The organism is Nocardia halotolerans (assembly GCF_042650145.1).
Lineage (GTDB): Bacteria > Actinomycetota > Actinomycetes > Mycobacteriales > Mycobacteriaceae > Nocardia > Nocardia halotolerans.
In genome coordinates this window covers 79,478-98,100 of the sequence record NZ_JBHSDL010000001.1, presented here as the reverse complement: position 1 = coordinate 98,100, position 18,623 = coordinate 79,478, and the positions used below count along the sequence as shown (strand labels likewise).

Here is an 18,623-nt window from a genome sequence, read left to right as displayed (position 1 = left end):
CCACGCAGTGCCTCGAGGCGATACGTCCGCGGCAACACGATCATCGGATCACCCATGCGAGACCAACGGCGATTGCCTACAGTGAATCTCTCGACGATCGGTGGTCCATGAATTCCTCCTTTGTCTCCACGGCGCTGCCCCCCGCCCTGGCCGTGATCATGTTCGGCCTCGGCCTGTCGCTGACCACCGCCGACTTCACCCGGGTGGCGCGGGCCCCGAAAGCGGTCGCAATCGCCTTGGCCTGCCAGGTGATCCTGCTGCCGGTGGTGGCGTTCGCGCTGGTGAAACTGTTCGCGCTGCCGCCGCTGCTTGCGGTCGGCATGATGCTGCTCGCCGCCTCACCGGGCGGCGCGACCGCCAACCTGTTCAGTCACCTGTTCCGTGGTGATGTGGCGCTCAATGTGTCGCTGACAGCGGTCAATTCGCTGCTGTGCGTGGTGACGGTGCCGCTGGTCACCAACTTCGCCGTCAACCACTTCGCCCGTGACGAAGCCAGCCAACTGGGCTTGCAGTTCGGCAAGACGATGCAGGTGATCGCCGTGGTGCTGATCCCGGTCCTGATCGGCATGCTCGTGCGCCGCCGCTCGCCCGGATTCGCGGCCAGAATGGATCTACCGGTCCGCATCGCCTCGATCGCGATCCTGGCCGCGATCGTGATCGTCACCATGATCGCCGACCGCGCGGCCCTGAGCGGCTACGTCCTCGACGTCGGCGCGATCACCACCGTGTTCTGCCTGATCAGCCTCAGCACCGGCTACCTCGTCCCCCGAGCCTTCGGCATCCCCACACCCCAGGCGATCGCGTCATCGATGGAAATCGGCGTCCACAACAGCGCCATCGCGATCACCCTCGCCATCACCGTCCTCGACAACCCCCGCATCGCCGTCCCCGCCGCGGTCTACGCGGTCCTGATGACACCCCTCGCCACCCTCTTCGGCGCCGCCATCAGCCGGAAATCCCGCGCGACCCCACGAGACCCAGCCTTACCATCCCCCAGCGCAGCGGTACCGCCCTCGCCCACACCGTGACCGGTCACCCTTCGCCCGGCATCCCGGCGACGGAGTTCGCGAATTACGCCCAACGGTGGACGGCGCCGCGATCCGCATCACCTACTGGCTCGCGCCTGGACGCCGCGCCATCCTGTTGACCGTGTTCCGAAAGACGAGGCTGCGGCTGAGCCTACAAAGCCCTCCACCTGCATACGCTGGTAGAGGGCTTGTTCGCGCTCCCCCATCTGGACTGCAAACAAGAACCTGCCGATCTAGATCCTGTGCTTCCCAACGTTTTTCAAATTTGCCCAGAACCGCCTGTCACGGTGAAGAGCGTGCGCAGCGTGTCCGCAGTGAATTCGTCCATCGGATAGAACAATTCGATGGCCAATTCCGCGAGCGTGACATCCGAGGGTGCCCCGAAGGTGACCATGGTGCTGAACATGCGTAGCTCGCCCACCGGGGTGGCGATGCGCAGCGGCACCGCGAACGGCGTCGGCGGACCGGGATCGGGTTCGGTGTGCGCTGGGACCGGGTACTGCGAGACCTCGTCGTAGAGCGCGCGCAGAATCGGGTCGCCTGTCGCCCGCACCTGCTGGAGCAGCCGTTCGAGCAGGAGTTCCCGGACCTGACCGTGGTTGATCATGTGTGTGGCGGCATCGGGCGGGCCGGGGTGCAGGGCCAGGCGGTAGACGTTGGGCCGTTCCATCAGCTGCTCGTCGACCTCGTTCGAGAACAGGCCCATCGCGCGATTGGTGGCAACGACATTCCAGTACCGGTCCACCGCGACCGCCGGATAGGGTTCGTGCGCGGTCAGCATGGTGTCCAGCGCGGCCCGGGCAGCGGCGAGATGGGCGTCATCCAGGCTGCTCTCTCGATACTCCGGTGCGAAACCACCCGCGAGCAACAACGTATTGCGTTCGCGCAGTGGGACTTCCAGAACATCACAGAGTTTTAGCACCATGGCCCGGCTGGGCTGGGCCTTCCCCGTCTCGACGCAGGACAGATGTCGTGCCGAACTGTCGGCGGCCAGTGCCAGCTCCAGCTGACTCAGCCGCCGCCGCTGCCGCCAATCTCTCAGCAGTGTGCCGACGGGGGATTCCTGCATCGAACGCGTCACTCGGCCACGCTATCGGTCCCGGGCGACCGGGTGCCATGACCTCGGAGGTCATTGAGACAACGACCGGCCGCTGGCAACGTCGACGTCATGACCACGATGACCACCTTTGAATCAGGCCCCGGCCTGCGCACCGCGTTGCGGGTAGACGGCTGGAGCACCGGCGTCTTCGGCACCTTTCTGCTGGCCACGGCGCCGTTATTGCGCGATCCGCTCGGATTGCCGACCTCCTGGTCGATCCCCTTCGGCGTCGGCATGCTGGGCGGCGCCGCTGCACTGCTCCTCATCGCGCGCCACCCGCGGCTACCGTCTCGTCTGGCTGCCGCCGTCATCGCGGTCAACGCGCTGTCGGCGGTGTTCATGGTCGAGCTCGCTGTCATCAACCTGATTCCGCTGACGAATTGGGGCCGGGTATTCCTGCTCGCGGGCGCAACGTTCGTCGCGAGTTTCGCCGCGCTCGAGTTCGCGGGCCTGCGTCGCCGGGGACCGGTGACGTCGTGACTGACGAAACCGCCATCCTCACCCTGCTCCGCACGCAGATGGACGCCTGGGCCGCAGGTGACGGCACCGCATTCGCCGCCACGTTCACCCCCGACGCCGACTTCGTATCGGTTATCGGGGAACGCATCCAGGGCCGGACCGAACTCGCCACCGTCATGCAGGAGGGCTTCGACGGGTTCATGAGGGGCACCCGCATGGCCGAACCCGAAACCACCACGCTGCGCTTCCCGGCGCCGAATGTCGCGGTGCTGGTCACCGTGGGCGATCGCCCCATGCTCCCGGGCACTACCGCGCCACCCGATACCCGGTCCGTCCAAACCCGAGTCGCGATGCGCCACAACGGAACCTGGCTGTTCACCACCTTCCAGAACACCCGGATCAGCCAGTTCCCGCAGTGAGTAAGGTACGCCCCGATTTCAGGATGTTTGCCAACGCCTGCCGCTGTCCGGCCTACACCCTCGGGTGTACGCCCAGTGGACATGCGGATTACGACTTTCCGAGATTGAAGCGTTCGGCGAATCGTGACAGTTCGTCGTATTGTTCGTTCGGTTCCGGCGCCGTGGCACTGACGACAACGCGGGTGACGCCTTGTGCGGCAAAGGCTTCGAGCCGCTCGTCGGTCATGTCGATCCCGCTCCAGCGCGTGTATTCGAGGTCATCCGGGTCCCGCCCGGACTCCTGCGCGGTCGAACGCGCCAGTTTCCACTGCGCCGCACGTTCCTGAGGGACCAGCGCCCCTCCCGGGAAATACCCGTCACCACGCAACCCGGCCCTACGTGCGGCGGCAGGACTCGATCCACCGACGTGGATGGGTAGCGTTGCGCTCTGGTAGGGCTTGGGAAATTGCACGAGGTTGTCGAAAGAGAAGAATTCGCCCCGGAAACTGACGCCCTCCTCGGTGCCGGACCACAGCAAACGCAGTACGTCAATCGCTTCGTCAGCACGTCGTCCGCGGGTACGGAAATCGACACCCGTCGCCGCAGCTTCCTCCGGTAAGGTGCCCAATCCTACCGTCAGCAACCGCATCCGGCCCTTGGACAACGTATCGATGGTCGCCAACCGCTTGGCGAGTACCACCGGATGCCGATACGGCAACAACAACACGCCAGTGCCGAGCAGGAGCCGTTCGGTCGCCGCAGCGACATACGCGAGAGTGTCGAGCGGGTCGAGGAACGGCAGGGTGGGTGGGACCTCGAAGTTGTGGAGCTTCGCTCCGGGATACAGGACAAGATGCTCGGGAAGGTACAGACCCTCGAATCCACACGCCTCCGCATGGCGCGCGTAGGCGACAATTCGATCCGGATCGTCACCGAAGTGGGCGCTGCTGTAGCTGACTGCGAACCTCATACCCGATCCTTCCGACGGACTGCTGTCCCGCCGCTCAGCGCAATAGTTGTCTGAGTCGACAACCCCGGCCCGAGTCATGAAATTCCCGCTCCGGGACAGAGACCAGCGCGAGTGTCGGTTCGCCCTGGGTGCACTGCTCACAGGCATCGCATGCATCGGATGCGAGTGCCGGCCTCAGCTCGCCTGCGAACAGACTCGACGCAGCGCAGACCACGGGTGCCGTGATCACCCCGCGGGTGTGATGCGGCCGCTGCTGCTTTCGTCGGTCCAGTCGAAGACCTCGACATGCAGATCGATTCCGAGTCGGCGCTGATCTTGCGAGTCAACCACTGCCGTGGAAACGCCGCCGCGACCAACTCCTCACCAGAGTCCCCCTGCTGGTTCAGGCTGCGCTGTTTGGGCCGGATTTCTTGGCGTACTCTCGATCGCTGCCCATATACGAAACCAGGTCAGACACAGTGACCGTGCCTGACCTGGTGGTTGCGCTCCCCCATCTGGACTCGAACTAGAAACCTGCCGTTTGAATTCCGTTGCACCCCAACGGTTCGCATCGATTCCCAATAGAACCTATCACTTGCGGATTCGCCGTTGAAGGTGTTCTCGTTGTATCCCAACCGATCCCGCTACTTCTCGCTGAATCCGTGTTGTTTCCGTGTTGTGGGTCGAGTCGGCGTGTGCCGGACGGCCATGTCGAGTGGGCGTACCTGCAAGCTCGGACCAGCGCAGGCCAACCTGCCACCTACTCGTGCAGCAGTCCCTGATGCGCCAGTTGGCGTTGCCGCTATCCGCTTGTCATATGCTGTTGACGACATATAGCATGAGGTCATGGGTGAACTGTTCGCCATCGAGATCGAGCCCGAAGTGCGCGACTGGCTTCAAGCACTACCAGCCAAGCACTTCCTCAAGGTTGACGAATACGTCGGCCTCCTCGCCGAACGCGCAGAGACCCTCGGCGAACCCTTCGCTCGATACCTCGGCGACGGAGTTCGCGAGTTACGTCCAACGTTGGACGGCGCCGCGATCCGCATCACCTACTGGCTCGCACCAGGACGTCGCGTCGTCCTGTTGACCGTGTTCCGCAAGACCAAGATGCGCGAAGACATCGAAGTCAAACGGGCGAAACTGGCACAACAAACCTGCCAAGCCGAACACGAACCCGCCCATCAAGAATTCGTCCGCACGATCGAGAGAGGAGAACTGGACCGATGAGCCACGCCCGCTGGAAGACCCTCCGGGAACGTCAAATAACCGAGGGCCACACCGAACCCGCCGACGTTGCCGAGGCCCGCCGTGAGATCCAACTCTCCATGGCACTTGCTCAAGCCGTCTTCGACCGCCGGACCGAACTCGGTCTCACGCAAGCCGAGCTCGGCGAACGTGCGGGCCTGACCCAAGCGAAGATCTCGCGCATCGAAGGCTCCGACACCGTCCCTACCTTGCCCCTGCTTGCAAAACTCGCCGATGCCCTCGACGCCACGCTCAACATCGCCCTCGATGCCGACGAAACCCAGGTGAGCTTCACCAGTCACCACACCGACGCCGCCTGAGCCCACCACAGCCACGCTAGGTTCATCGGTCTGAACCGCACCGGTGAGTCCGGAGACCTATCAGTGTGACAACCCGGCCGCTTGCTGGGTTGGGTGTTGAGCGTAGTGGGCGGCCTCCATCTCCGCCGGTGGGATATCGCCGCAGTAGCGATAGCGGCGGCGGTGGTTGAACCAGTCGACCCATTCCGCGGTGGCGAATTCGACGTGATCGACCGTGCGCCACGGGCCGCGGGATTTGATCAGCTCGGTCTTGTAGAGGCCGTTGATCGTCTCGGCGAGGGCGTTGTCGTAGCTCGATCCCACGGCGCCGACGCTGGGCTGGATCCCGACCTCCGCGAGGCGTTCACTGAATGCTATGGACGTGTATTGAGAGCCCCTATCTGGTGTACAACATCTTTCACGTCCCATCCGTCACATTCGCGGGTCCAGATCGCGTGCTCGATCGCGTCGAGGACCAGCGCTGTGGTCATCGATGTGGACGTTCGCCAGCCCAGGATCCGTCGCGCATAGGCGTCGATCACGAAGGCCACGTACACCCAGCCGGACCAGGTCGACACGTAGGTGATGTCGGCGACCCACAGCCGGTTCGGCGCGAACCGCCGCTGCACCAGATCCGCCGGCCGGTCAGCGGCCGGATCCGCGACGGTCGTGCGTTTGGTGCTGCCGCGGGCCACTCCGCGCAGGCCGAGCTCACGCATCAACCGTTCGACGGTGCAACGGGCCAACCGATGGCCTTCCCGGTTCAGTTGCAGCCATACTTTCCGGACGCCGTAGACGCCGAAGTTCTCGCGATGGACCCGTGCGATCTGAAGCTTCAGCTGTTCGTCGCGCTGCTCCCGCTTGCTGGCTTTGCGGTTGCGGTGTTCGTAATAGGTTGAAGCGGAAAGGTTTACGCCGAGCTCACCGAGCGTGGCGCAGATCGACTCGACACCCCACCGCAGGCCGTCGCTTGCGCGGCGGCCCTGATGTTCGGTGACGAACCTGCAGATCAGCGTTGTGGCCGGTCTATCTCGGCGGCGAAGAAAGCCGACGCTGCTTTCAGGATCGCGTTGGCGCGCTTGAGTTCTGCGTTCTCGCGCCGCAACCGCTTCAACTCTGCCGACTCGTCGCTGGTCGTCCCGGCCCGGGCGCCGGCATCGACCTGGTCTTGGCAGACCCACTTACGCACGGTTTCGGCGGTGCCGACACCGAGCAGGTCGGCGACCGCGCCGATCGCGGCCCATTCCGACTCATACTGGTCGCGAACCTCCGCGACCATGCGGACCGCCCGCTCACGCAGCTCTGGCGGATACTTCTTCGAACTCACGGACTTCATCCTTCCTCAGAAGATGAAGTCTCCCGACCCGCCGGGGCGATTCAGGTTTCAGGTCTGCGCGTCTGGGAAGCCTCGACCTCGCGCCTGGACGCCCATATCAAGCGCATCGCGCTCAACGGTCACCGCGAGAAGGCGCGCCGTCAGCGAGTCATCCTGTCAGAAATGATGGGGATGGCCGTCCGGCATGACGCGATCGACCGCAACCCCGTCCGTGAGGTCGCTGACCTGCCGCGCAAGTGCGCCAAGCCCCGTTCCGCCGACATGGCGACTCTTGCCCAATTGCGAGCTCAGCTCGCCGATTGGGTCGATGGCGCTCCACTCGACGGATCGGCGGGCTATACGTATGGACCCAAGCGCAACCAACGAGTCCTCGATGTCGTCGACGTCGAACTCGGTACCGGTCCACGCCCGGGCGAAACCCTGACGCTCCGCTGGTCCGACGTCGACCTCGAATCACAGCCCCCGCGAATCACCTTCGCCGGCACCATCGTTCGCCTCAAAGGTAACGGCCTGATCCGCCAACCGCGAACGAAGACCGATTCGGGCTATCGGACCGTGTTGATCCCGCCATTCGTCGTCGAGACCCTGCGCCGTGTTCTATCCGAAGCAGTTCCCAACGATCTCGACTTGGTGTTCCCCAACCGCGACGGAGGCATCTGGGATCCGCACAACTTCAACCGCTTGTGGAAGCAGGCCCGAGGCGAGAAGTTCGCCTGGATCACCGCCAAGACCTTCCGTAAGACCGTTGCCACAATGATCGCTACCGCGCACAGTCCCGAGGATGCGGCCCGCCAACTCGGCCACTCGGGCGACGCGGTGACCCGCCGCCACTACATCGATCAACCGACTCAGGCCCCCGATTTCACGGAGACTTTGGAGCGGCTGAAACGATGAAAGTGTGACGTTTCCGTGTCATGATGACCCCGAAAAGCAGAAAACCAGGGTCAAACGATGACGTTTGCCCTGGTAGATGCTCCCCCATCTGGACTCGAACCAGAAACCTGCCGATTAACAGTCGGCTGCTCTGCCAATTGAGCTATAGGGGACTGCCCTGAACGGTGAGATTCAGGCGGTCTGCTTTGGCGGGCTGACCGAGATGAAACTTTAGCGCATCGGATCGCTGGTTCCCAAATCGGGCTGTTACCTGCGGACATGCCGGCGGATAACGATGTGGGGGCGGTGGGTGGCCGGATCGACATAGGTGGGGCGGGTCGGGCAGGATGGAGCGCGCACACAGACGTGGGAGGAGCTCCAGGAGATGCTGCGGTTGATCATCGGCGTAGCGGCCGGGTATGTGCTGGGCACGAAGGCCGGGCGCGCGCGCTACGAGCAGATCAGTGCGGCGACGCGGGCCGTCACGGGGAGCCCGGTGACGAAGAAGCTGGTTTCGGTGAGCCGGCAGAAGTTGTCGGACAAGTTGAGCACGCAACCGAAGCTCGAGCCGATGGAGCCGCTCGACGAGCGCACCACAGTGCTGATTCCGCACGACCAGTTGCGCCGCTGAGCTGAGAACGGCCGGCGTGGTGCGGCGTCGTCAGGCGCCGGCCGCGTAGCCCTCGTTGCCCATCGCCTGCGCGGCGAGGCTCTTGCGGTACTGCTCCAGGGCCACCAGGTCGCCGAACAGGGCCATGTAGGTGTCGGGTTCCTCGCTGGCCGAGAGACGTTGGAGTTTGGATTTCAGTTCGGCGATCTGGCGGCCGACCCAGGCTTCCTGGGTGCGGGCGAGGATGCCGGTGATGAAGCGAGGGATGTCGTTCTGGGTGCGCACGGGCAGTTGCTCGTTGGCCAGTTCGGAGACCAGGGCGCGGATCATCAGGTCGTCGGTGTGGTCGGCGACGGCGGCCACCCATTCGGCGCCGCTGAGCCCGGCCGCGGTGCCGCCGGCTTTGGCGATCATGATGCGCACCGCGATGTAGGCGGGGTGGGTGAACGCGGCGGTGTCGATGGCGTCGAAGGACGCGCCCGCGATGCCGGGGTATTGCAGTGCGGCACTGAGGGATTGACGTTGCGCGAACAGCACGGGATCGTTCGGGGCCGGCCGCACCGAGGAGTCGCTCTCGGGACGTGGCGCGGGTATCGCGGCGGCGCCGGTCTTCAGCGTGGATGAGCCGTTGGTGCCCATGCGGTTCTTCTTGGCTTCCTCGCCGACCCGGCGCACCACGAGCTGGATGTCGTCCCAGCCGACCCAGCCGGCCAGTTTGGTGGCGTAACCCTTGCGGGTGGCGTTGTCCTTGATCTGGGCGACCACGGGCACCGTGCGGCGCAGCGCCTCCACGCGCCCTTCGACGTCGTCGAGGTTGTGTTCGGCGAGCAGGCCACGGATCACGAACTCGTAGAGGGGGGTTCGCCGGGCGACGAGGTCGCGGACGGCGGCGTCACCGGAATGCTGACGCAGCTCGCACGGGTCCTGCCCGTCGGGGGCCACGGCGATGTAGGTCTGCCCGGCGAGTCGCTGATCCCCGCTGAAGGCTTTCAGGGCGGCGGCCTGGCCGGCGGCGTCACCGTCGAAGGTGTAGATGATCTCGCCGCGCCAGAAGTTGTCGTCCATCAACAGCCTGCGCAGCACCTGCAGGTGCTCTTCGCCGAAGGCGGTGCCGCAGGAGGCGACGGCGGTCTTCACACCGGCCAGGTGCATCGCCATGACATCGGTGTAGCCCTCCACGACCACGGCCTGATGCCCCTTGGCGATCTCGCGTTTGGCGTGGTCGAGACCGAACAACACCTGAGACTTCTTGTACAGCAAGGTGTCCGGCGTGTTGACGTACTTGCCGGGCATGGTGTCGTCGTCGTAGAGCTTGCGGGCGCCGAAGCCGATCACTTCGCCGCCGAGGTTGCGGATGGGCCACAGCAGCCTGCGGTGGAACCGGTCGATCGGACCACGCTTGCCCTGTTTGGACAGCCCGGCCGCTTCCAGCTCCTTGAACTCGAAGCCCTGGCGCAGCAGATGTTTGGTGAGCACGTCCCAGCCGGCGGGCGCGTAACCACAGCCGAACTGCTGGGCGACCGCGGCGTCGAAGTTGCGTTCGGTGAGGTACCGCCGGGCCGCTTCGGCCTCGGGTTCGCGCAGCTGGGCCACATAGAACTCGTGCGCGGCGGCGTTGGCGGCGACCAGGCGCGAGCGGGTGCCCCGGTCGCGCTGGATCGAGGTGCCGCCGCCCTCGTAGTTGATCTGGTAGCCGACGCGGTCGGCCATCTGCTCGACGGCCTCGACGAAACCGATGTGTTCCATCTGCTGCAGGAACTTGTAGACGTCGCCGCCCTCACCGCAGCCGAAGCAGTGGAACAGGCCGTGGTTGGGCCGCACATGGAACGACGGTGACTTCTCGTCGTGGAACGGGCACAGACCCTTGATCGAGTCGGCGCCCGCGCGCTTGAGCGCCACGTACTCACCGACTACATCTTCGATCCGGACACGCTCACGGATCGCCGCGATATCGCGATCTGGGATTCGTCCGGCCACGACAGGCAGTCTAGTCGGGTCCGGTCAGCGGCAGTCCAGCGAGGCGGCGAGCCGTTCGAAGCGGCTCTCGGTGTAGGACGCGATCTGATCGATCACCACGCGCACGCGGGCGACGTCGTCGGTGGCGGTGTTCCACCAGGGCAGCATCTGGTCGTCGAGGTGGGCGGGCGCGGTGGTGAGCAGCCGGTCGGCGACGGCCTGGACCCGCTCACGTTGGGTGAGCTGGCGGGCCAGGTGGTCGCGGTCGGAGCGCACGTACCGCAGGGCGACGGTCTTGAGCACGGCGACCTCGGCGGCGACGGTGGGCGGCACGATCAGGTCGGCCTCGTAGCGGATGAGCGGACCCGGCCCGGCGTGGTCCTGGGTGGCCACGATCGCGGCGGTGGCGAAGCGGCCGACGAGTTCGCTGGTGAGGCGCTTGAGCGCCACCGAGGCGGCGAAGGTGCCGTCGTAGGTGGCGGCCTGGGCCACCACGTCGAGTTCGGACAGTCGTTGCGCGGCGGCGGCGAGGGCGTCGACGGACTGGTCGGGGTGCTGGCCGTGACCCTGCTCGGCGAGGGCGGCCTGCTCGGTGGGGTCGGCCAGGGCGCGCAGGTCGATCCGGCCGACGATCACGCCGTCCTCCACGTCGTGCACCGAGTAGGCGACGTCGTCGGACCAGTCCATGATCTGGCATTCCAGGCTCTGCCTGCCTTCCGGGGCGTCCTTGCGCACCCAGGCCAGCCGCTCGAGGTCGTCATCGTAGGCACCGAACTTGGTGCCGGAACCGCTTCGGCCCCAGGGGTATTTGAGGGTGGCGTCCAGGGCGGCGCGAGTGATGTTGAGCCCGAAGCTTTCTCCCGACGCGTCGAGGATCTTGGGTTCGAGACGGGTGAGGATCCGCAGGTTCTGCGCGTTGCCCTCGAAACCACCGTAGGCGTCGGCGAATTCGTCGAGTGCTCGTTCACCGTTGTGGCCGTAGGGCGGGTGGCCGATGTCGTGGGCCAGCCCGGCCAGGTCGACGAGGTCGGGGTCGGCGCCGACACCGTCGGCGATGCTGCGCCCGATCTGGGCCACCTCGAGCGAATGGGTGAGCCGGGTGCGCGGGGTGTCACCCTCGCGGGGCCCCATCACCTGGGTTTTGTCGGCCAGGCGGCGCAGGGCGGCCGAGTGCAGGACGCGGGCGCGGTCACGGGAGAACTCGCTGCGATGACCCTTGCCCGTGGGACCCGGCAAAGCGGTTTTGCGCGGTTCGTGGACCATGCGTTCCCGGTCGTGCGGGGAGTAGGTATCGGTCATTGTCCCGCCTCGTAAGGAAAGTCTGCCGAGAAATGAGTGAGCTGATACCACAGCAGCGCACCGGTTTCGCGGGCGATGCCGTGGAATTGGGACTCCCTCGTGTAGACGGCCGGTCCGGTGCGGGTGGGTGCGGTCCACGCGTGCAGACCGGCGTCACGTGCCATGGTCCTGGTCCGCAGTGAATGCCACGGGTCGCTGACGAGTACGGCCGATGACAAACCGCGCGCGTGCATGGCGGTGGCGACGGCGTCGACGCTGTGCAGGGTGTCGGACCCGGTCTCCAAGGCGAGGATGTCTTCACCGGGCACGCCGTTGTCCTCCAGATACCGTTTGCCCGAGGCGGCTTCGGTGTAGAGGTCGCCCTCCTGTTTGCCGCCGACGGTGATCACGCGCGGCGCCACCCCGGCCTCGTAGAGGCGCCACGCCTGGTAGAGCCGGGCCTCGAACACCGAGGACGGGGTGCCCGAGTACTGGGCTGCGCCCAGGACCACGATCGCGTCGGCGGTGTTGTAGTCGTCGATCCGGGCCACCTGCCACACCCGGAAGGCCGTGCCGAGCACCAGCACCAGGCCCATCAACACCGCGCCCGCGATCAGGCGGGTGAGCCAGCGCGAGACCGACGACACGAATCCACGCCGACGCTGCGCCTGCGGAGCTGGAACGGTCGTTCGCGGGTAACCCGATCTCATCCTGATCAGTCTGCCAGGTCGTAACCGGAGCCGAGGAGGCCAGCGGTCACCACCTGATTCCGGTCCGGTGAACGATCGACCGCGAAATCGGCCGCCGACCAGGGTAGCGAGGAGCCCGAGCGGCCACGACGTGGACTTGCACGGCTACACCCGCCACTGTTCGCCCGAGGACCCGCAGTACGCGATCAAGAGCGACGAGACCGACCACATCGCCGTGCACAGGGGCGGCGCACTGACGAAGCTGCCGTGAGCATCGTCGACCAGGTGCGGGCGGTCGTGGTCACCATCCCGGCCGGCCGGGTCGCCACCTACGGCGACATCGGCGCGCGGATCGGGGTGGGACCGCGCCAGGTCGGGCGGGTGATGAGTCTGCTCGGCGACGACGTCCCGTGGTGGCGGGTGGCCTATGCCGACGGGCGACCCGCCACCTGCCACGACGGCGGCGCTCGCGCACTGCTGGCCGCCGAAGGTACCCCCCTGCGCGGCGACCGGATCGATCTGCGCCGGGCCAGGACGGTGTTGCCCTGACCGGATCACCAGCCGCGTGCGCGCCATTCGGCCAGCTGGGCGCGTTCGGCGCCGAGCGTGGTGTCGGCGCCGTGGCCCGGGTAGACGGCGGTGTCGTCGGGGAAGCGGTCGAACAGTTTGGTGGTGACGTCGGTGAACAGGGTGTCGAAGTCGGCGGGGCTGTGGGTCTTGCCGACGCCGCCGGGGAACAGTGAGTCGCCGGTGAACAGGTGGGTTCGGCGGGCGCCGTCGACGAGGGCGAGCGCGATCGAACCGGGGGTGTGACCGCGCAGGTGGATCACCTCGAGGACCAGCTCGCCGAGGGGGACGGTGTCGCCGTCGGCGAGCAGGCGGTCGGGAGCGACGGGGAGCGCGCCGGCGTCGAGCGGATGGGCGGCGGTCGGGGCGCCGACGGCGGTGGTGACCTCGGTCAGGGCCTGCCAGTGGTCGGGGTGCTGGTGGGTGGTGACGATCAGCTCGACCTGGCCCGGCGCTTCCTGCGTGGCCAGCTCGAGCAGGCGAGGCGCCTCGTTGGCGGCGTCGATGAGCACGACGGCGCCGGTGGCGGTGCTCTGCACCAGGTAGGTGTTGTTGTTCATCGGGCCGACGGCGATCTTGATGATGCGGGCGCCGGGCACCTCGCGCTGCTGGGCGTCCCCGCCGGGAGTGAGCTGACCGGTGTAGAGGCGATCGACTGTGATCATGCGCCGATCGTAGAAGCCACGCGCCGACCCCTCGTACCCGCACACCCCGGCGCGCGGCGTTAGATTCGACCCATGCCGCTGACGAGGATGCGTTCGATTCCGGCCCGGCGGCTCGCCGCGGCCGCCCTGCTGGGTGCGATGCTCGCCGTGCTGTGCGCACCGGGCGCCGTGGCCGAGCCACCGTCGCGGATGGGCCCGCGGGTGGTCGACTCCGCCGAAGTGCTCAGCGTGGCAGACGAAGCCCGGGTGCTCGACGCGGTCGACACGTTGGCGCGCGAGCACCAGGTGAAGCTGTGGGTCGTCTATGTGCGCGATTTCGCGTCGATGGCGCCGCGGGAATGGGCGGCACGCACCGCCGATCTGTCCGGTTTCAGTGACCGTGACCTGCTGCTCGCGGTAGCTGTCGAGGATCGCGGGTACTGGTTGCACGGTGACCTTCCCACCGGTGTCAGCGACAGCGAGCTCGATTCGCTGCTGGCCCGCACGGTCGAACCCGATCTGAGCCAGAGCAAGTGGGCTCAGGCCGCGGTCGACACCGCCACGGGCATCGGGGCGGCGATGGGCGCGGGCGGGGCATCGTGGGGTGTGCTGCTGTTGATCGCACTCGCCGTCGTGGTGGCCGCCGGTGCGCTGGTGTTGTTCTCCCGCATGCGTCGCCGCGCGCGCGAACGGGCCGAGCTCGCCTCGGCGCGTGACGTCGACCCCACCGATTCGGCGGCGCTGGCGCGGCTGTCGCTGCCGACCCTGCACGCGCTGTCGAGGGAACGACTCGTCGAGATCGATGACGCGGTGCGCACCAGCGCCGAGGAATTGGCACTGGCCACCGCAGAATTCGGCGAAACAGCGGTGACGCCGTTTCGCGCCGCGCTCGACGGTGCACGGGCGGCCACGGCGAAGGCGTTCACCATTCGCCAGCAACTCGACGACGCCATTCCCGAAACACCCGACCAGCAGCGTGGCATGCTCATCGACCTGATCACCACCACCGGTCAGGCCGACAGCGAACTCGACCGCCAGGTCGCCGATTTCGACGCGATGCGTGATCTGCTCATCGACGCACCCGCCCGGCTCGACGCCCTCACCCGCGACATCGTGGAGCTCACCGCACGCCTGCCCGGTTCCGAAACCGAACTGGCCCGGCTGCATACGGCCTACCCGGATTCGGTGCTGGCGCCGGTGCGCGACAACGTGCGGATGGCGCGGGAGCGAATCGAGTTCGCTCAGGCCGGGGTCGACGACGCGCACGACGCCATGACACAACCGGTCGGGCAGCAGGGTGGTGCGGTGTCGGCGATCCGTGCGGCCGAGGGCGCGCTCGGTCAGGCGCGCACACTGCTCGACGCGGTGGACCAGGCCGCGACCAATATCCAGCAGGCCCGTGACGGTCTGCCCGCGGCCCTGGACGAATTGCGCGGCGACCTCATCGCGGCCACGGCCCTCACCGATTACGGCGGCTCCGAGCTCAGCGGTGCCATCGCCACCGCCACCGCCGTCCTGAAGACCGCCACCGACAGCGACCCGCTCGGCGCGTTCCACGACGTCGTCAACGCCGACGCCACGCTCGACCGGGCCATCGCGGCCGCCTCGGATCGCAAACTCGCCGTGGAGGATCTGCGGCGCAGGCTGGAGCGCACCCTCACCGACGCGGCCGCGCGGATCGACGCCGCGTCCTCGTTCGTCTCCACCCGGCGCGGCGGTGTGGACGCCGGCGCTCGGACGCGGCTCTCGGAGGCGCAACGTCATCTCGACGAGGCCCGCGAGCTGGCCGGACCCGACCCGGCCGGTGCCCTCAGGAGCGCTCAGACCGCGGCCGAGCTCGGCGGGCGGGCACTACAGCAGGCGCAGGCCAGTGTGCGGACCTGGGAGAACAGGCAGCCGATGCGGGTTGTTGGTTCACCGACCGGCGCGGTGCTGGGCGGAATCATGCTCGACGGGTTGCTGCGCGGTGCGATGCGCGGTGGTGGGGGCGGGTTCCGTCCGGGTTCGTTCGGTGGTTCGGCGGGGTCGCGGCGGGTGAGCCGTGGCGGACGATTCTGAAGGGTGGCCGTCGTCCCGGGGTGGAACGACGAAACCAGGCTTCACGCCGGGGCGCCGTAGTCGGATGACCGGACCGCGTGCGAGCCGTGATCAGGCGGTGGCGGCCTCGGCGGCGGCGGACCACCAGTTCAGTTCCGCGGTGACAGCCGAGAGCAGTTCGGTGACTCGGGTGTCACCGCCCAGTCCGGCGAGGGTGAGCCGGCCGAGATAGGTGTAGACGAGGAAGGTGGCCGCGGCCGTCGCTCCCTTCGACGGGCGGGGATGGGCGGCGAGGTACACGATTTCGTAGTCGTCGAGAAGCAGCCCGGTGGGCGCGCGGAAGTGCGGGACCGTGCCGGTGTTGGTGACGGCGAGGTGGCCGGCGATCGAGTGGATGCGGCCGGGGCCGTAGAAGTCCGGGAGGTGCAGCACGGACTGTTCCACGACGCCGTCGGCCAGGTCGTTGTGCAGGCTGTTGCCGATGCGGCGGGCCAGGTCGATGAGGTCGCCGGTGTCGGCGGTGTTGGTGGCGAAGGCGGCCAGGCCGGTGAGGTTCGTGCCGGACTCCGCGGCGATCGGCGGGTCGAGGCGCCTGCGCAGGTCGACCGGGTAGACACAGCCCACCCGCTCGGCACCGTCGAGCACCGCGAACGCGCGCAGCACAGCCGCGGTGACCAACCCGTTGACGCTCACCGCGTGCGCGCGGGCCAGCTCGACCACCCGGGCGGTCTCGATCGGATCCAGTTGGGCTCGCACCGGCCGCGACAGTGTGGCGGGTGCGGGCTCGCCGGGTACCGCGCCGACCGCACCGGCGACCGCCGGCGGCCGGGTGACCGCTTCCAACCCCGAACGTGGGCCCCGCACGATTCCCCGCTGCGCCAGCAGGGTTTCCAGCGACACCGGGTACTCCCGCGCACCGGCGGTGATCTTCCCGGTCTCCACATAGTCGGTGTAATAGCCCCACAGCCGCGCGAACAGCTCGACGCAATGCCCGGCATCGGCAACGCTGTGGTGCACGAACAACGTGACCCGCGCCCGATCATCTTCGGCGAGAACCACATCCAGATACCCCAGCTGACCGGCCGGGTCCACCGATTCCGCCGGCACCGGCACCTCGTCGGGATCCCCGAAACTCACCCAGGCACCGACCGGCTCGATATCGCCGGGACGCAACAGAATTCCGCTCCCGTCAGCGCCCTCCACGATGCGGCACACCAGAATCGGAAACGCCCGCTGCAACGCCGCGAAAGCGGCCCCCAGAGCCGCGGCATCGAGTTCCCCACGCACCGTCACCGACCGCCCGGTGAACGTGGCATGCCGCACAAATCGTTGTTCCGACGGATCCAGCACCCGCACCACATCATCCGGTTCCCACAACACAACCGAAATCGTGAAGCACACGCCACCCCAACGCAAACCGCCCACGCACCGGTGTGATCAACCTGGCTCGCTCGAAGATCATCAGGCTCTGGTGGTGATCTCCACTCGGGCGATGTTCACACCATCGCCTGGTGAACCGATGTCCAGCTCGGGTGGACACGCGAGAGGCCCGCACCGGTGGGGTGCGGGCCTCTGGTGGCGGGTCAGGCGCCGATCAGGCGGGCGGCGAGGTAGGACTCGACCTTGTCGAGGGCGATGCGTTCTTGGGCCATCGAGTCGCGTTCGCGGATGGTGACGGCTTGGTCGTCGAGGGTGTCGAAGTCGACCGTGATGCAGAACGGGGTGCCGATTTCGTCCTGGCGGCGGTAGCGGCGGCCGATTGCGCCGGCATCGTCGAAGTCGACGTTCCAGTTGCGGCGCAGCTGGGCGGCCAGATCCTTCGCCTTGGGCGTGAGGTCGGCATTGCGCGACAGCGGCAGCACCGCGGCCTTCACCGGCGACAGGCGCGGGTCCAGGCGCAGGCTGATCCGCTCCTCGGTGGTGCCCTTGGCGGTGGGCACCTGGTCGACGGTGTACGCGTCGACCAGGAACGCCATCAGCGAACGGGTCAGACCCGCCGCGGGCTCGATGACGTAGGGGATGTAGCGCTCGCCGGAGGCCTGGTCGAAGTAGCTCAGGTCGGTGCCGGAGTGCTCCGAATGCGTCTTGAGGTCGTAGTCGGTGCGGTTGGCGATGCCCTCGAGCTCGCCCCATTCGCTGCCCTGGAAGCGGAAGCGGTACTCGATGTCGGTGGTGCCGGCCGAGTAGTGCGACAGCTTTTCCGCGGGATGCTCGAACAGGCGCAGGTTCTCCGGGTCGATGCCCAGGTCGGTGTACCAGGCCAGCCGGGTGTCGATCCAGTACTTGTGCCATTCGGCGTCGTCGCCCGGCTTGACGAAGAACTCCATCTCCATCTGCTCGAACTCACGCGTGCGGAAGATGAAGTTGCCCGGCGTGATCTCGTTGCGGAAGCTCTTGCCGATCTGGGCGATGCCGAACGGCGGCTTCTTGCGCGCGGTGGTCTCGACGTTCTTGTAGTTGACGAAGATGCCCTGCGCGGTCTCGGGACGCAGGTAGTGCAGGCCCTCTTCGTCGTCGACCGGGCCGAGGAAGGTCTTGAGCAGGCCGGAGAAGTTTCGCGGCTCGGTCCAGTTGCCGGGCTGGCCGGTGTCGGGATCGTTGATGTCGGCCAGGCCGTTGGCCGGCGGGCGGCCGTGCTTCTCCTCGTAGGCTTCGAGCAGGTGGTCGGCCCGGTAACGCTTGTGCGTGTACAGCGACTCGACCAGCGGGTCGGAGAAGGTGGCGACGTGACCCGAGGCCTCCCAGACCTGGCGGGGCAGGATCACCGAGGAATCCAGGCCGACGACATCGTCGCGGCTGGTGACCATGGTGCGCCACCACTGTCGCTTGATGTTGTCCTTCAGTTCGACGCCCAGTGGACCGTAGTCCCACGCCGATTTGGTGCCTCCGTAGATCTCACCGCACGGGTACACCAGACCCCGGCGCTTGGCGAGGTTGGCAACGGTGTCCACCTTCGACTTGGGTGCCACGCGAGATTTCTCCATCCAGTGCGAGTCGGATTGTCGGGTACGCCTTACATTCGAAAGGTACGGCGTACCGAACATGTTTCGTCCAGCGTATCGGGCCGTGTCCAGCGCGATTTCAGCAGCCGACCGATGGCCGCGCGCGCCGCATTCGACATGCGCACTTCTGCATGTCAAAATGGTATCGGTT

Annotated in this window: 18 protein-coding genes, 1 tRNA gene and 1 pseudogene; 10 read left to right on the top strand and 10 right to left on the bottom strand. The window is 66.9% G+C overall.

What is annotated here, in order from left to right:
• Nucleotides 1-107 precede the first annotated feature (107 nt).
• Nucleotides 108-1,028: a bile acid:sodium symporter family protein gene (locus ACFO5K_RS00455; protein ID WP_378555074.1), complete on the top strand. Its 921-nt coding sequence runs from the start codon at nucleotides 108-110 to the stop codon at nucleotides 1,026-1,028.
• Nucleotides 1,029-1,287: 259 nt separating this feature from the next.
• Here ACFO5K_RS00455 and ACFO5K_RS00450 read toward each other — a convergent pair whose 3' ends face one another.
• Nucleotides 1,288-2,109, bottom strand: a complete 822-nt coding sequence (locus ACFO5K_RS00450; RefSeq protein WP_449289673.1) for a helix-turn-helix domain-containing protein — start codon at nucleotides 2,107-2,109, stop codon at nucleotides 1,288-1,290.
• An 87-nt stretch (nucleotides 2,110-2,196) separates the two neighbouring features.
• On the opposite strand from ACFO5K_RS00450, the gene ACFO5K_RS00445 reads away from it, so the two are divergent.
• Together ACFO5K_RS00445 and ACFO5K_RS00440 are read left to right on the top strand one after the other, a co-directional pair.
• Complete coding sequence (locus ACFO5K_RS00445; protein ID WP_378555073.1) at nucleotides 2,197-2,607, top strand: hypothetical protein; 411 nt, start codon at nucleotides 2,197-2,199, stop codon at nucleotides 2,605-2,607.
• Nucleotides 2,604-3,005, top strand: a complete 402-nt coding sequence (locus ACFO5K_RS00440) for an SgcJ/EcaC family oxidoreductase (RefSeq protein ID WP_378555072.1) — start codon at nucleotides 2,604-2,606, stop codon at nucleotides 3,003-3,005. The genes ACFO5K_RS00445 and ACFO5K_RS00440 overlap by 4 nt, the downstream gene beginning before the upstream one ends.
• 88 nt (nucleotides 3,006-3,093) lie before the next feature.
• On the opposite strand, the gene ACFO5K_RS00435 is transcribed toward ACFO5K_RS00440, so the two are convergent.
• Complete coding sequence (locus ACFO5K_RS00435) at nucleotides 3,094-3,954, bottom strand: LLM class F420-dependent oxidoreductase (RefSeq protein WP_378555071.1); 861 nt, start codon at nucleotides 3,952-3,954, stop codon at nucleotides 3,094-3,096.
• An 825-nt stretch (nucleotides 3,955-4,779) separates the two neighbouring features.
• On the opposite strand from ACFO5K_RS00435, the gene ACFO5K_RS00430 reads away from it, so the two are divergent.
• Nucleotides 4,780-5,163, top strand: coding sequence for a type II toxin-antitoxin system RelE/ParE family toxin (locus tag ACFO5K_RS00430; RefSeq protein WP_378555070.1), 384 nt, complete (start codon nucleotides 4,780-4,782; stop codon nucleotides 5,161-5,163).
• Nucleotides 5,160-5,501 (top strand): helix-turn-helix domain-containing protein, encoded by a 342-nt coding sequence (locus tag ACFO5K_RS00425; RefSeq protein ID WP_378555069.1) that lies wholly within the window; start codon nucleotides 5,160-5,162, stop codon nucleotides 5,499-5,501. Before ACFO5K_RS00430 ends, ACFO5K_RS00425 begins: the two co-directional genes overlap by 4 nt.
• A gap of 60 nt (nucleotides 5,502-5,561) precedes the next feature.
• Here ACFO5K_RS00425 and ACFO5K_RS00420 read toward each other — a convergent pair.
• Nucleotides 5,562-6,759 (bottom strand): annotated as a pseudogene (locus ACFO5K_RS00420) (IS3 family transposase).
• Between ACFO5K_RS00420 and ACFO5K_RS00415 the strand changes: the two are divergent.
• Nucleotides 6,649-7,710, top strand: a complete 1,062-nt coding sequence (locus tag ACFO5K_RS00415) for a tyrosine-type recombinase/integrase (protein ID WP_378555068.1) — start codon at nucleotides 6,649-6,651, stop codon at nucleotides 7,708-7,710. The pseudogene ACFO5K_RS00420 and the gene ACFO5K_RS00415 overlap by 111 nt on opposite strands.
• Before the next feature lie 79 nt (nucleotides 7,711-7,789).
• Here ACFO5K_RS00415 and ACFO5K_RS00410 read toward each other — a convergent pair.
• Nucleotides 7,790-7,862: transfer RNA gene (locus ACFO5K_RS00410), tRNA-Asn, on the bottom strand.
• Nucleotides 7,863-8,074: 212 nt separating this feature from the next.
• On the opposite strand from ACFO5K_RS00410, the gene ACFO5K_RS00405 reads away from it, so the two are divergent.
• On the top strand, nucleotides 8,075-8,320 hold the full coding sequence (locus tag ACFO5K_RS00405; RefSeq protein WP_378555067.1) for a hypothetical protein: 246 nt from the start codon (nucleotides 8,075-8,077) through the stop codon (nucleotides 8,318-8,320).
• Nucleotides 8,321-8,350: 30 nt separating this feature from the next.
• On the opposite strand, the gene dnaG is transcribed toward ACFO5K_RS00405, so the two are convergent.
• The 3 genes from dnaG to ACFO5K_RS00390 are packed head-to-tail and all read right to left on the bottom strand — an operon-like array spanning nucleotide 8,351 to nucleotide 12,129.
• Nucleotides 8,351-10,276, bottom strand: coding sequence for a DNA primase (gene dnaG / locus ACFO5K_RS00400; RefSeq protein ID WP_378555066.1), 1,926 nt, complete (start codon nucleotides 10,274-10,276; stop codon nucleotides 8,351-8,353).
• Nucleotides 10,277-10,300: 24 nt separating this feature from the next.
• Nucleotides 10,301-11,554, bottom strand: coding sequence for a deoxyguanosinetriphosphate triphosphohydrolase (locus ACFO5K_RS00395; RefSeq protein ID WP_378555065.1), 1,254 nt, complete (start codon nucleotides 11,552-11,554; stop codon nucleotides 10,301-10,303).
• Nucleotides 11,551-12,129, bottom strand: coding sequence for a YdcF family protein (locus ACFO5K_RS00390; RefSeq protein ID WP_378555177.1), 579 nt, complete (start codon nucleotides 12,127-12,129; stop codon nucleotides 11,551-11,553). Before ACFO5K_RS00390 ends, ACFO5K_RS00395 begins: the two co-directional genes overlap by 4 nt.
• 244 nt (nucleotides 12,130-12,373) lie before the next feature.
• Between ACFO5K_RS00390 and ACFO5K_RS00385 the strand changes: the two genes are divergently transcribed.
• Both ACFO5K_RS00385 and ACFO5K_RS00380 read left to right on the top strand, forming a co-directional pair.
• On the top strand, nucleotides 12,374-12,493 hold the full coding sequence (locus tag ACFO5K_RS00385) for a hypervirulence associated TUDOR domain-containing protein (protein WP_378555064.1): 120 nt from the start codon (nucleotides 12,374-12,376) through the stop codon (nucleotides 12,491-12,493).
• The gene (locus ACFO5K_RS00380; protein ID WP_378555063.1) at nucleotides 12,490-12,771 is read left to right on the top strand and encodes an MGMT family protein; all 282 of its coding nucleotides are present in this window, start codon (nucleotides 12,490-12,492) and stop codon (nucleotides 12,769-12,771) included. The genes ACFO5K_RS00385 and ACFO5K_RS00380 overlap by 4 nt, the downstream gene beginning before the upstream one ends.
• A 5-nt stretch (nucleotides 12,772-12,776) precedes the next feature.
• On the opposite strand, the gene ACFO5K_RS00375 is transcribed toward ACFO5K_RS00380, so the two are convergent.
• On the bottom strand, nucleotides 12,777-13,454 hold the full coding sequence (locus ACFO5K_RS00375) for an MBL fold metallo-hydrolase (RefSeq protein WP_378555062.1): 678 nt from the start codon (nucleotides 13,452-13,454) through the stop codon (nucleotides 12,777-12,779).
• Between the two features lie 72 nt (nucleotides 13,455-13,526).
• Here ACFO5K_RS00375 and ACFO5K_RS00370 point away from each other — a divergent pair, with 72 nt between their 5' ends.
• A complete protein-coding gene (locus ACFO5K_RS00370; protein ID WP_378555061.1) occupies nucleotides 13,527-15,491 on the top strand; it encodes a TPM domain-containing protein in 1,965 nt (654 codons plus the stop codon).
• 90 nt (nucleotides 15,492-15,581) lie between these two features.
• On the opposite strand, the gene ACFO5K_RS00365 is transcribed toward ACFO5K_RS00370, so the two are convergent.
• Nucleotides 15,582-16,850 (bottom strand): phthiocerol/phthiodiolone dimycocerosyl transferase family protein, encoded by a 1,269-nt coding sequence (locus ACFO5K_RS00365; protein WP_378555060.1) that lies wholly within the window; start codon nucleotides 16,848-16,850, stop codon nucleotides 15,582-15,584.
• Nucleotides 16,851-17,053: 203 nt separating this feature from the next.
• Nucleotides 17,054-18,454 carry a glycine--tRNA ligase gene (locus tag ACFO5K_RS00360; protein WP_378555059.1) on the bottom strand — a complete coding sequence of 467 codons (1,401 nt, stop codon included), beginning with the start codon at nucleotides 18,452-18,454 and terminating at the stop codon, nucleotides 17,054-17,056.
• Nucleotides 18,455-18,623: the final 169 nt, after the last annotated feature.